Origin of the sequence: Enterobacter sp. MGH 37 (assembly GCF_000534515.1) — a bacterium.
In the GTDB taxonomy this organism is placed as follows: domain Bacteria; phylum Pseudomonadota; class Gammaproteobacteria; order Enterobacterales; family Enterobacteriaceae; genus Enterobacter; species Enterobacter kobei.
Genome location: NZ_KI973206.1, coordinates 1,275,521 through 1,288,143 on the forward strand (window position 1 = coordinate 1,275,521; position 12,623 = coordinate 1,288,143).

Here is a 12,623-nt window from a genome sequence, read left to right on the forward strand (position 1 = left end):
TATTACGCTTTGACGCTACACCAAATGTGAAAAAGCGTGCTAAATACAGGTAATGCTTTCGATTTATCCAGGGTAAACCGTGTTAAAGCCTTTTATTGCCTCTGCGTTACTGATCTCTTCCGGCTGGGCGATTGCCGCTGAGCCGGCGATGACGGCTGCCCGCTATGCTCAGCAGCTGGGTGTGGGGATGGATGTAGACTGGGCGCGTACCGAGCGCGGTATACGTGAATTTGACCCGCTGGTGGTACGCGATTTTCGTGCAAAAGGCATTAGCCATGTGCGCATCCGCGTCGCCGATGAGCCGACGGAAGCGCGGCTCATCCATCTGCGCAAGCTGGTGGAAGCCTGCGAGCAGTATGGTGTCATCCCGATTATTGCTTATCAGGCAGATGAATATAAAAACGACCCGAAAGCCGATAATGAGAAAGAGACAATCAACTGGTGGATTGCCGTCGCCCACTATTTCGGCCAGAGCTACCCGCAGTTGGGTTTTGACCTGATTTACGAGCCCGCCGACAAGCTCAACCACAACCTCGCGTCGTTAAATCGCGTGTATGAAAAAACCATAAAAGCGATCCATGACATTGACCCGCAGCGCATGATTTTCATCGCACCGCGCCTGCGCGCCGCGCCGGAGGATTTAACCAGCCTGAAGCTGCCTGCGCACAGCCAGAACTTCCTGCTGGCGGAGTGGCATATTTTCCCGTGGGGGCCGCTGAAAAATAACGGTAAATACCCGTGGACGTCCGGCACGGCGGCAGAGAAAGCGGCTATCCATAATCGCATCAATACCGCGCTGCGCTGGCAGCAAAAAACCGGGCACGTCAGCTGGGTCGGAGGCTGGGGCGTGGGGGAGTCAAACCACCTCACGCCAACCGCTTCGCAAATGGCCTTCGCCACCTTTATGGCCTGCGAGCTGCAAAAGGCGAAAATTCCGTATGCGCTTAACGCGGATTTCCAGTTTTACGACGGGGAAGAGGGCGCCTGGCGACCTGCGCCAGAGCCGTTATTACAGGCGATGATTGCTCCCGTCTGTGAAAAGCCCGGCGAAAAGCCGGGCCATCATGCGGTTAAACCGGCTGCTCGTGATGCGGGACACGCGACGCCAGCGGCAGCCAGCACAGTAAAATCAGCAGCCCCATCAGCGTCATCAGCAAACCCAAACTAGCCTGCCCGGTCTGCGGCATCATGGCCGAGAGCCAGGCCAGCGCGCCGGAGCCGATGTTTTGCAAACCGCCCACCAGCGCGCCCGCCGTGCCCGCGAGGAACGGGAACGGCTCCATCGCGCCGCTGGTGGCGAGAGGGAACAGCATCCCCGCGCCGAAGAAGAACAGCGCCGCCGGGATCAGCAGCGTCCAGACGGTCATCACGCCAAACAGCCCCGGGATCCACATCATCAGTCCCGCCAGCAGACAGCTAATCACTGCCTGCCACATCAGGGTGGAGAAACGCTTGTTCTGACGTCCGGCAAACCAGGCGCCGAAGAACGCCGCCGGGATAGGCAGAATAAACAGAATACTCACCACCATGCTGCTCAGGCCAAGCCCAGCGCCCAGCAGCACGCCGGAGCAGGCTTCGAACACCGCTATGCCTGCCAGGCCGCCGATCAGCATCAGCAGGTAACAGGTAAACGCACCGTTGCCGAACAGCGTTTTGTAGCTGGCGATAAGCTTCGTGCGCGGCGCGTCCTGCGGGCGCGTTTCCGGCATCCACCGTGCCATGCTGAAGGTCACTATCACGCAGAGCGCCAGCAGGAAGGCGTAACAGGCGCGCCAGGACCACATTGTGTCCAGCAGGCCGCCAATCAGCGGTGCCAGCAGCGGGCTGACCAGAATCCCCATATTCAACAGGCTGTTGGCATGGCGGAGCTGGGTGCCCTGGTACATATCGCGCGGTAAGGTTCGCGCCATCACCCCGCCGACGCCGGTTCCGACGCCTTGCAGGGCGCTGGCGGCAATCAATACGGTCAGGCTATGGGTGCTGATGGCAATCACCGTCGCCACCATGAATATGCTCATGCCGACCAGGATCACCGGGCGACGCCCGACGCGGTCGGACAGCGGGCCATAGAAGAGTTGTGAAACGCCGTAGGTTAGCAGGTAGGCGGCCATTACGCTTTGTACCGCGCCCTCGCGGACGTTTAATTCCTTTGCCATGTCGGCGATCGCCGGAATGTAGATGGTTTGCGCCATCTGACCGACGGCCACCAGTAACACCAGCATCAACAATAAGTTAACGTTCCTTTGTTTTTTCATGTCGCTGAATACTTTTGCCAAAAGAGAAAAATTAAGAATAAGTGACTGCGCATTCCCACAAATGCGCGAGGAATCTACCACAGTGAGATGACAATTTAATCATTGTGATGGTGAATGGAAGAACGTAAAAAGGCAGGATTTGTAAACAAAAACGGCAACTAATGTTGCCAGTGATTTATGCGAGGCGCAGGAGAATAGCGCCGCCAGCAATACCCAGCGCCGCAGCGATGCGCAGGCCCGCAACCTTCTCTTTTAAAAGCACAAAGGCAATCAGCGCCCCGAAAAGAATCGAGGTTTCACGCAGCGCCGCGACTACGGCCAGCGGTGCCTGCGTCATCGCCCACAGTGCCAGGCCATACGAGCCCATGGTACCGACGCCGCCGAGCAGCCCCTTTTTCCAGTGCAGACGCAGGTAGCCAAAGGCTTCATGCCGACGCACCACCATCGCCCAGCTCAGCAGGCAAAAACCGTTCATAAAGAAGGTCCACAGCGTGTAGCCCAGCGCAGTGTCCGAGAGCCGCACCCCGGTGCCGTCCACCAGCGTATATCCGGCGATAAAACAGGCGTTCAGTAGCGCCAGCCAGATCCCTTTTCGGGACTGCATGCGCCCGTTCATCGCCATCGCCAGAATCGACAGGCAGATCACTCCGATGCCGGACCAGGCTAGCCAGGAGAGACGATCGCCAAGTGCCAGGACGCTGATCAGCGCCACCAGCAGTGGGGCGGTGCCGCGCATCAGCGGGTAGGTCTGGCTCATATCCGAGACCTGATAGGTCTTCGCCACCAGCACGGTGTACACCACCTGTAAGGCGCAGGAGACGATTAAAAACGGCCAGCTTGCAGCAGAAGGCTGTGGAGAGAAGGGGAGCAACACCAGCGCAATAAGCGTAGCGGAGCCGCTGACGCTTATCGCAGAATAGAGCTTGTCCGTTCCGGCCTTAACGATAGCGTTCCAGCTGGCATGCAGCAGCGCGGCAAACAGCAAAATGCAGAATACGGTGATGGTCATGGCGTATCGGGTGGTGAATTGTCACTCAACTGTAACATTCACGTCCTGATGCTGCCAGCCGGTTACACCGCACAAAACAGGCGGTGCGTCACCCGCGGCTCATCCGAGACCAGCGTGAAACCCGCCCGGCGGTAGAACCCATACGCGGTATCCGGCGCGTGGGTATTCAGGAAATCAAACCAGATGCTGGCATCGGCCATCACCACGGTTAAAAGCTGTTTGCCGATGCCCAACCCGCGACACTTCTCGCTAACATAGAGATGGCGAATGCGCCCGGCGCGCGGTTGCTGGCTGAAGGGATCGCGGTTGAGACCGCATACGCCTACCAGCTTGCCGTTAAGAAACGCCCCCAGCAGCTTTTCGCCCGGCGCGTTAAAGCGGTTTTCACCCCGCAGCCAGTTTTCTTCCAGCCTGCGCAGCATGTTGAAATTCAATGCGATACTTTCCGCCTTCAGGGCGATATAGCCCGGTTCATCAGGCGTAACAGGCTCAATTAACAGACGCGACATAGCATTCCCTCGTTATTAAAGAGGGGCGGTTGCCCGCCCCTCTCAGGTGCGACTTGAACCTGACTTACCGAACGTATTTCAGGACAGCATCAAGCAGTTGCAATACTGCAACAATGAGTTTGAGGATAAGTATCACCATATCCACGATGCCCATACGCGTCTCCTTTTGGTAAAAAGGAGCACGATGCTGGCGTACCTTTCCGCCGCCTGTTGCCAGCACCTGGATTGACGTAACACAGTGTGCTCACTTCAGGGGTTAAGGCACTGACGGCACCACCCGTTTCAGCCAGGACTTCATTGCGCCGGTAGAACTGCGGCCCCCTCGCTCACTGCGAACACCCTCAGTATAGATAAATACTGTATGTATGAACAGTATTTTTTGGACAAAAATCGAAAGGCGATCCATACTCAAAAACGTCAAAATCCGTGCCGGAATTGCGCGTTCGTCCTCGATCGCGTATACTTTTTGCGTTGACGTAACACAGTGTGTTCTGCGGCGACCAACCGCAAAACCCTGATAAAAACCTCGCTCCGGCGGGGTTTTTTGTTTTCTGGGTCCGTCCTAAGCAGGCCTTCCGTTGACTAATTGGCAATCCGTGATATTGTTGCCATAATGGCAACGGACGCGGCAGGTATGCAGTATGCATTTAATCTCAATGAAGGCAATTTTGGATGCGGTGATCCAGTTTCCGCAACACAGAGAGGAGCTTCTTTTTCTGGGGCGAACCATCGAAAAGAGCCATTGCACGACGCCTGTTGCGCTAAGAAAAATCTTTCCAACGCTAGATAATTTGAAGTATCTCGATAAGCATTATGTTATTGATATTGCTAACAACAACCTCAGAGTAGTGGCTCTCATATTCTTTGAAAGCCAAAAGTTTTATGTGCGCCATGTTTTTACTCATAAGGAATATGACCGTTTTACGGAGAAACATCGCACTAAGGGGAAGAAATGATGATCGTAGCTGATGCAATGAAAGCAACGCATGCCCTTGTCGCGGCGGTTCCTTTATTGGGTGAACATCCAAACGAGAAAGATTACCAGGACGCACTTGAGCTGGTTGAGTATTTACTGATGAACGAACCTGGCAGCCCTTTGCTGGATATCGTATGTGCAAGAATTCGTCGTTACGAAGCCAATCGACCCGAAATTGTCGCCTTACGCCAGGAGATGGAATCTGTCCCAGTGGGCATTGCCGTTTTAAGAACCCTTATGGATCAATACAAACTGACTATTTCGGATTTTCAGGATGAAATTGGCAGTAAATCAATGGTTTCAAGGGTGTTGAACGGTCAACGTCAGCTGACGTTGAACCATATAAAAAAACTGGCTGCTCGCTTTGGGGTATCGCCTGCGCTGTTCATTGAATGAAATACTCACGTCCGACTACTGTTTTCATCACCCAACAAACGAAACGTGATCCCTGACGCATTTTTGCGCAGATGAAAATATTTCCATTGTCACGCCAGAAAACCTGTGTTTGTATAAATTCAATCAATGATTCCAAACACAGGTTCCTAATGACTCCATCTCTGTTCACCTCGACCCTACTAAAAACTGCGCAACCAGCCGCAGTGGTCGTCGTGCGTGTGGTGGTGGTCGTCGGCAATGCGCCGTAGGGACTGGATCAACACACGAATCCAAAACCCCGCCGGCGCAAACCGGGCGGGGTTTTTCGTTTAGGACCCTCCCCGGAAGGCTGGCTCAGAAGAAAAGGACTGGAGCATGGCAAGTTCGGGCACAACATCTACTAAGACGCGTTTTACGGGCGCGCAGCTGATCGTTCATTTGCTGGAACGACAGGGCATCACCACGGTTGCGGGCATCCCGGGCGGCACGGTGCTGCCGCTGTACGATGCGTTAAGCCAAAGCACAAAAATCCGCCACGTGCTGGCTCGCCACGAGCAGGGCGCGGGCTTTATCGCGCAGGGCATGGCGCGTACCCAGGGGAAACCGGCGGTTTGTATGGCGTGTAGCGGGCCGGGGGCAACCAACCTGGTAACGGCCATCGCCGACGCGCGCCTCGACTCCATTCCGCTGATCTGCATTACCGGCCAGGTGCCGTCTTCGATGATTGGTACCGATGCGTTCCAGGAAGTGGATACCTACGGCATCTCTATCCCCATCACCAAACATAACTATTTAGTTCGCGATATCAGCGAGCTTCCTCAGGTTATCAGCGATGCGTTTCGCATTGCGCAGTCTGGCCGCCCGGGCCCGGTGTGGATAGACATTCCTAAGGATGTCCAGACCGCAGAGATCGAGATTGACGTGCTGCCAGAGCCGGGCGACCGTGCCCCCGCGCCGGAATTCAGTGCTGAGAGCGTGCGTGACGCCGCGGCGATGATTAATGCCGCCAAACGCCCGGTGCTCTATCTGGGCGGTGGGGCGGTTAACGCCGCGAATGAAATCCGCCAGTTCGCTGAAAAAGCCAGCCTGCCCACCACCATGACCCTGATGGCGCTCGGCATGCTGCCTAAAGCGCACCCGCTCTCTCTTGGCATGCTGGGCATGCACGGCGCGCGCAGCACCAACTACATCCTGCAAGAAGCGGATTTGCTGATTGTAATGGGCGCGCGTTTTGATGACCGGGCGATTGGCAAAACCGAGCAGTTCTGCCCGAACGCCAAAATCATCCATGTGGACATCGACCGCGCCGAGCTGGGTAAAATTAAGCAGCCGCACGTGGCCATTCAGGGCGACGTGGCTGAAGTGCTGGCGCAGCTGATCCCGCAGACGGACGCAGCCGACCGTGCCGACTGGCGTCAGCTGGTCGCCGATTTGCAAAAAGAGTTCCCGGGCGCCATCCCGACCGAGGGCGATCCGCTGAGCCACTATGGTCTTATCAACGCTGTGGCCGCCTGCGTGGACGACAGCGCGATTATTACCACCGACGTGGGCCAGCATCAGATGTGGACCGCCCAGGCCTACCCGCTGAACCGTCCGCGCCAGTGGCTGACCTCCGGTGGCCTCGGCACCATGGGCTTTGGCCTGCCTGCTGCCGTGGGCGCGGCGCTGGCGAATCCGGACCGCAAAGTCATCTGCTTCTCCGGTGACGGCAGCCTGATGATGAACATTCAGGAAATGGCGACCGCGGCCGAAAACCAGTTAGACGTCAAAATCATTCTGATGAACAACGAGGCGCTGGGGCTGGTACACCAGCAGCAGAGCCTGTTCTACAAGCAGGGCGTATTTGCCGCGACCTATCCGGGAATGATTAACTTTATGCAGATTGCTGCCGGTTTTGGCCTTCACACCTGCGATCTGAACGCCGAAGAGGATGCCCACGCGGCGCTGCAGGCGGCGATTTCGCGTCCCGGCCCGGCGCTGATCCACGTGCGTATCGACCCTGAACAAAAAGTGTATCCGATGGTGCCGCCGGGTGCGGCAAATACTGAGATGGTGGGAGAATAAGCCATGCAGAAACAACATGATAACGTCATTCTGGAACTCACCGTCCGCAACCATCCTGGCGTCATGACCCACGTCTGCGGGCTGTTTGCCCGCCGGGCGTTTAACGTGGAAGGCATTCTCTGTCTGCCGATTCAGGGCAGCGAGCACAGCCGCATCTGGCTACTGGTCAACGATGACCAGCGTCTGGAGCAGATGATGGCGCAGATCGACAAGCTGGAAGATGTCACCAAAGTGGCGCGCAACCAGTCCGATCCCACCATGTTTAACAAAATTGCGGTGTTTTTCGAGTAGATCGCTTAAGGTAAGCGTCTTTCGCTCTTGTAGGCCGGATAAGCGCAGCGCCATCCGGCGTTTTCAGACCGCAGGATCAAACATGACCACCATCGCGCTTATCGACGACCACCTTATCGTCCGCTCCGGCTTTGCCCAGCTTCTCAACCTCGAACCCGATTTTCAGGTCGTGGCCGAGTTTGGCTCGGGTCGTGAGGCGCTGGCGGGCCTGCCGGGGCGCGGAGTGCAGGTCTGTATCTGCGATATCTCAATGCCGGATCTCTCCGGTCTGGAGCTGTTAAGCCAGCTGCCGAAAGGGATGGCGACGATCATGCTCTCGGTCCACGACAGCCCGGCGCTGGTCGAGCAGGCGCTCAACGCGGGCGCACGCGGGTTCCTCTCAAAACGCTGTAGCCCGGACGAGCTGATCGCCGCCGTGCGTACCGTCTCCACCGGCGGCTGCTATTTAACACCGGATATCGCCATCAAGCTGGCGGCCGGACGTCAGGATCCGCTCACTAAACGCGAACGTCAGGTTGCAGAGAAACTCGCACAGGGAATGTCGGTGAAAGAGATTGCGGCCGAGCTGGACCTGTCGCCAAAAACCGTCCACGTTCACCGCGCCAATCTGATGGAAAAACTCAACGTCAGCAACGATGTCGAGCTGGCGCGCCGCATGTTTGATAGCTGGCAATGAACCCGCTGTTTTCGCGGCTGATCGCCGTCGTCGCCAGCTTTTTTATCTTTTCTGCCGCATGGTTCTGCCTGTGGAGCATCAGCCTGCATCTGGTGGAGCGGCCCGAGCTGGCGGTATTGCTGTTCCCCTTCGGCCTGCGTCTGGGGTTGATGCTGCAATGTCCCCGCGGCTACTGGCCCGTTTTGCTGGGCGCAGAGTGGCTGATGCTGGTCTGGCTGGCGCAGGAAGTTGCGCTCACGCAGCTGCCATTATTGATGACCGGAAGCCTGCTCACGCTTATCCCGGTTGCGCTCATTTCCCGTTATCGTCACCAGCGTGACTGGCGCACGCTGCTGCGTCAGGGGGCGGCGCTGATTGCCGCCGCGCTGCTGCAAACGCTGCCGTGGGCTGGCGACAAGGAGATGCTCAACGCCCTGCTGCTGACCCTCACCGGCGGGCTGACCCTTGCGCCGACCTGTCTGGTTTTCTGGCACTACCTCACCAGCACCGTCTGGCAGCCGCTGGGGCCTGCGCTGGTCTCCCAGCCCGTCAACTGGCGCGCCCGGCATCTCATCTGGTATCTGCTGCTGTTTGTGGTGAGCCTGTGGCTACAGCTCGGCCTGCCCGCAGAGCTTTCACGCTTCACACCGTTTTGTCTGGCGCTGCCGATCATCGCCCTCGCCTGGCACTACGGCTGGCAGGGCGCCTTAATTGCCACGCTGATGAACGCCATCGCGCTCATTGCCAGCCAGACCTGGCACGACCATCCGGTGGACCTGCTGCTTTCCCTGCTGGCTCAAAGCCTGACCGGGCTGCTGCTGGGGGCGGGGATCCAGCGTCTGCGCGAGCTGAACCAGTCTCTGCAAAACGAGCTGGCGCGTAATCGCCGTCTGGCGGAGCGTCTGCTGGAGACGGAAGAGAGCGTGCGGCAGGAGGTCGCCCGTGAGCTGCATGATGACATCGGCCAGACCATCACCGCCATCCGCACCCAGGCGGGCATTGTCCAGCGTCTGGCGGCGGAAAATGCCGGTGTGAAGCAGGGCGGAGCGCATATCGAACAGCTTTCGCTGGGGGTTTATGACGCCGTTCGCCGCTTGCTGGGACGGCTGCGTCCGCGCCAGCTTGACGACCTGTCACTTGAGCAGGCGATACGCTCCCTGATGCGCGAGATGGAGCTGGAAAGCCGCGGCATTGTCAGCCATCTCGACTGGCGAATTAATGAATCTGCGCTGAGTGAAGGCCAGCGCGTGACGCTGTTCCGCGTCTGTCAGGAAGGGTTGAATAATATCGTCAAACACGCCAATGCCAGCGCGGTCACCATTCAGGGCGGCCAGCAGAACGATCGCCTGACGCTGGTGATTGAAGACGACGGCTGCGGCCTGCCGCCGGGATCCGGCCAGCAGGGTTTTGGCCTGGCGGGCATGCGCGAGCGCGTGAAGGCGCTGGGTGGCACGCTGGCTATCTCCTGTACCCACGGGACGCGCGTTAGCGTCAGCCTGCCGCTAAGGAACCACCATGTTTAAAATGCCTGCCAACGCCTCACCGCTAGGCGACAAAGTGGAAATTGACGCGCGCTACCGCTACTGGCGTCGCCATATCCTGATGACCATCTGGCTTGGCTATGCGCTGTTTTACTTTACCCGCAAAAGCTTTAACGCCGCCGCGCCGGAAATCCTCGCCAGCGGCGTGATGACGCGTACCGATATCGGCCTGCTGGCGACGCTGTTTTACATCACCTACGGCCTGTCGAAGTTCTTCTCCGGCATCGTCAGCGACCGCTCCAACGCGCGCTACTTTATGGGCGTCGGGCTGATTGCCACCGGCGTGGTAAATATCCTGTTCGGCTTCTCCACCTCGCTGTGGGCCTTTGCCCTGCTGTGGGCACTGAACGCTTTTTTCCAGGGCTGGGGAGCGCCGGTTTGTGCCCGCCTGCTCACCGCCTGGTACTCGCGCAACGAGCGCGGCGGCTGGTGGGCAATCTGGAACACCGCGCATAACGTCGGCGGGGCGCTGATCCCGATGGTGGTCGGTGCGGCGGCGCTGCACTACGGCTGGCGCGCAGGGATGATGATTGCCGGGGGCCTGGCGATTGTTGCCGGGCTGTTCCTCTGCTGGCGCCTGCGCGACAGGCCGCAAACCGTTGGACTGCCTGCGGTGGGCGACTGGCGGCACGACGAGATGGAGATTGCCCAACAGCAGGAAGGGGCGGGGCTGACCCGCAAAGAGATCCTGACCAAATACGTGCTGAAAAATCCCTACATCTGGCTACTCTCGCTCTGTTACGTGCTGGTTTACGTGGTACGTGCGGCGATCAACGACTGGGGCAATCTGTACATGTCGGAGACGCTCGGGGTGGATCTGGTCACCGCCAACTCGGCGGTCACGATGTTCGAGCTGGGCGGATTTATCGGCGCGCTGGTGGCAGGCTGGGGCTCGGACAAGCTGTTTAACGGCAACCGAGGCCCGATGAACCTGATCTTCGCCGCCGGGATATTGCTCTCCGTCGGCTCGCTGTGGCTGATGCCGTTCGCCAGCTACGTGATGCAGGCGGCATGCTTCTTCACCATCGGCTTCTTCGTGTTTGGCCCGCAGATGCTGATCGGCATGGCCGCGGCGGAGTGCTCGCACAAAGAGGCGGCGGGTGCGGCGACGGGGTTTGTCGGGCTGTTTGCCTATCTTGGCGCATCGCTCTCCGGCTGGCCCCTGGCGCGGGTGATCGACACCTGGCACTGGAGCGGTTTCTTCGCGGTCATCGCCATCGCGGCGGGGATCTCTGCCCTGCTGCTGCTGCCCTTCCTGCACGCGCAGGCCCCGCGCGAAGCGTGACACACTTCACCTTTTACTGCCGAGTGGCACAAAACTAAGAAATTTTCCCGGTTTTACCTGGACGCTGTCTCAGGCATCTCTCCCGGCTGATTTTTACAATGCCTGCCATTCGCAGGTAAAAATCAGCTCAGGAGCAAACCATGCTGGCCTTCCTCAATCAGGTGCGCAAGCCGACCCTGGATCTGCCGCTCGACGTGCGGCGCAAAATGTGGTTCAAACCGTTCATGCAGTCGTATCTGGTGGTCTTCATCGGCTACCTGACCATGTACCTGATCCGCAAAAACTTTAACATCGCGCAGAACGACATGATCTCGACCTACGGGCTGAGCATGACGCAGCTGGGGATGATTGGCCTGGGATTCTCCATCACCTACGGGGTGGGGAAAACGGTGGTTTCCTACTATGCGGACGGTAAAAATACCAAGCAGTTCCTGCCGTTTATGCTGATTCTCTCCGCCATGTGTATGCTCGGCTTCAGCGCCAGCATGGGCGCAGGCTCCGTGAGCCTGTTCCTGATGATCGCTTTCTATGCCCTGAGTGGTTTCTTCCAGAGTACCGGCGGATCGTGCAGCTACTCCACCATCACCAAATGGACCCCGCGCCGCAAGCGTGGTTCGTACCTCGGCATGTGGAACATCTCGCATAACCTCGGCGGTGCGGGCGCGGCAGGCGTGGCGCTGTTCGGCGCGAACTATCTGTTCGACGGCCACGTGATCGGCATGTTTATCTTCCCGTCGATTATCGCCTTGATTGTCGGCTTTATCGGCCTGCGCTTCGGCAGCGATTCCCCGGAATCTTACGGCCTCGGCAAAGCCGAAGAGTTGTTCGGCGAGGAGATCAGCGAAGAGGACAAAGAGACCGAAGAAAACGAGATGACCAAATGGCAGATCTTTGTTGAGTACGTGCTGAAAAACAAAGTGATCTGGCTGCTGTGCTTCTCAAACATCTTCCTGTACGTGGTGCGTATCGGCATCGACCAGTGGTCGACGGTGTATGCCTTCCAGGAGCTGAAGCTTTCTAAAGAAGTCGCGATTCAGGGCTTCACCCTGTTTGAAGTGGGCGCGCTGGTCGGTACGCTGCTGTGGGGCTGGCTCTCGGATCTCGCCAATGGCCGCCGCGCGCTGGTGGCCTGCGTCGCGCTGGCGCTGATTATCGCCACGCTCGGCGTCTATCAGCATGCCAGCAACCAGTACGTTTACCTGGCGTCCCTGTTTGCGCTCGGCTTCCTGGTATTTGGTCCACAGCTGCTGATTGGCGTGGCGGCGGTCGGGTTTGTACCGAAAAAAGCGATCGGCGCAGCCGATGGGATTAAAGGCACCTTCGCTTACCTGATCGGCGACAGCTTCGCCAAGCTGGGGCTGGGGATGATTGCCGACGGTACGCCAATTTTCGGCCTCACCGGCTGGGCAGGCACCTTTGCGGCGCTGGATGCGGCAGCCATTGGCTGTATCGTCCTGATGGCGATGGTTGCGGTGCTGGAAGAACGTAAAATTCGTCGCGAAAGGCGAGTGCAGAAATTGAAAACAGCCTGAGTGTGCAGGTGACTTCTTTGCCCGGTGCGTTTTGCCGGGCTTTTTTGTTTTGTACGTCCTGCCTTTACCCCGCTTTACACTCTCCCTCCCCTGTATGCTCTACAGTATTTTTGCTGCCGCCTTTTGTGCAG

The 12,623-nt window shown here is 58.1% G+C and carries 14 protein-coding genes; 10 read left to right on the forward strand and 4 right to left on the reverse strand.

Annotation, left to right across the window (positions count from 1 at the left end):
* Nucleotides 1-79 precede the first annotated feature (79 nt).
* The gene (locus tag L383_RS05250) at nucleotides 80-1,168 is read left to right on the forward strand and encodes a cellulase family glycosylhydrolase (protein ID WP_023331681.1); all 1,089 of its coding nucleotides are present in this window, start codon (nucleotides 80-82) and stop codon (nucleotides 1,166-1,168) included.
* Here the strand turns inward: L383_RS05250 and emrD are convergent.
* The 4 genes from emrD to tisB form a co-directional block, all read right to left on the reverse strand.
* A complete protein-coding gene (emrD, locus tag L383_RS05245; RefSeq protein ID WP_032629627.1) occupies nucleotides 1,071-2,255 on the reverse strand; it encodes a multidrug efflux MFS transporter EmrD in 1,185 nt (394 codons plus the stop codon). The two genes, L383_RS05250 and emrD, sit on opposite strands and share 98 nt — an antisense overlap.
* Before the next feature lie 175 nt (nucleotides 2,256-2,430).
* Nucleotides 2,431-3,264: an EamA family transporter gene (locus L383_RS05240; RefSeq protein ID WP_023331683.1), complete on the reverse strand. Its 834-nt coding sequence runs from the start codon at nucleotides 3,262-3,264 to the stop codon at nucleotides 2,431-2,433.
* Between the two features lie 62 nt (nucleotides 3,265-3,326).
* Nucleotides 3,327-3,773 carry a GNAT family N-acetyltransferase gene (locus L383_RS05235; protein ID WP_023331684.1) on the reverse strand — a complete coding sequence of 149 codons (447 nt, stop codon included), beginning with the start codon at nucleotides 3,771-3,773 and terminating at the stop codon, nucleotides 3,327-3,329.
* Between the two features lie 64 nt (nucleotides 3,774-3,837).
* Nucleotides 3,838-3,927, reverse strand: a complete 90-nt coding sequence (gene tisB, locus L383_RS26585) for a type I toxin-antitoxin system toxin TisB (RefSeq protein WP_023331685.1) — start codon at nucleotides 3,925-3,927, stop codon at nucleotides 3,838-3,840.
* Between the two features lie 487 nt (nucleotides 3,928-4,414).
* Here tisB and L383_RS05230 point away from each other — a divergent pair, with 487 nt between their 5' ends.
* The 9 genes from L383_RS05230 (at nucleotide 4,415) to uhpT (ending at nucleotide 12,492) form a co-directional block, all read left to right on the forward strand.
* Nucleotides 4,415-4,729, forward strand: coding sequence for a type II toxin-antitoxin system HigB family toxin (locus L383_RS05230; protein ID WP_023331686.1), 315 nt, complete (start codon nucleotides 4,415-4,417; stop codon nucleotides 4,727-4,729).
* The gene (locus L383_RS05225) at nucleotides 4,726-5,145 is read left to right on the forward strand and encodes a helix-turn-helix domain-containing protein (protein ID WP_023331687.1); all 420 of its coding nucleotides are present in this window, start codon (nucleotides 4,726-4,728) and stop codon (nucleotides 5,143-5,145) included. The genes L383_RS05230 and L383_RS05225 overlap by 4 nt, the downstream gene beginning before the upstream one ends.
* A gap of 149 nt (nucleotides 5,146-5,294) precedes the next feature.
* Entirely contained in the window at nucleotides 5,295-5,393 is a 99-nt protein-coding gene (gene ivbL / locus L383_RS25985; protein ID WP_023331688.1) for an ilvB operon leader peptide IvbL, read from the forward strand.
* A 106-nt stretch (nucleotides 5,394-5,499) separates the two neighbouring features.
* Nucleotides 5,500-7,188: an acetolactate synthase large subunit gene (gene ilvB / locus L383_RS05220; protein WP_023331689.1), complete on the forward strand. Its 1,689-nt coding sequence runs from the start codon at nucleotides 5,500-5,502 to the stop codon at nucleotides 7,186-7,188.
* Nucleotides 7,189-7,191: 3 nt separating this feature from the next.
* Entirely contained in the window at nucleotides 7,192-7,479 is a 288-nt protein-coding gene (gene ilvN, locus L383_RS05215) for an acetolactate synthase small subunit (protein ID WP_010426528.1), read from the forward strand.
* An 82-nt stretch (nucleotides 7,480-7,561) separates the two neighbouring features.
* Nucleotides 7,562-8,155 carry a transcriptional regulator UhpA gene (gene uhpA / locus L383_RS05210; RefSeq protein WP_014881931.1) on the forward strand — a complete coding sequence of 198 codons (594 nt, stop codon included), beginning with the start codon at nucleotides 7,562-7,564 and terminating at the stop codon, nucleotides 8,153-8,155.
* Nucleotides 8,152-9,657 (forward strand): signal transduction histidine-protein kinase/phosphatase UhpB, encoded by a 1,506-nt coding sequence (gene uhpB / locus L383_RS05205; protein WP_023331690.1) that lies wholly within the window; start codon nucleotides 8,152-8,154, stop codon nucleotides 9,655-9,657. Before uhpA ends, uhpB begins: the two co-directional genes overlap by 4 nt.
* Nucleotides 9,650-10,960, forward strand: coding sequence for an MFS transporter (locus L383_RS05200; protein ID WP_023331691.1), 1,311 nt, complete (start codon nucleotides 9,650-9,652; stop codon nucleotides 10,958-10,960). Before uhpB ends, L383_RS05200 begins: the two co-directional genes overlap by 8 nt.
* A 140-nt stretch (nucleotides 10,961-11,100) precedes the next feature.
* The gene (gene uhpT / locus L383_RS05195) at nucleotides 11,101-12,492 is read left to right on the forward strand and encodes a hexose-6-phosphate:phosphate antiporter (protein ID WP_023331692.1); all 1,392 of its coding nucleotides are present in this window, start codon (nucleotides 11,101-11,103) and stop codon (nucleotides 12,490-12,492) included.
* Nucleotides 12,493-12,623 lie beyond the last annotated feature (131 nt).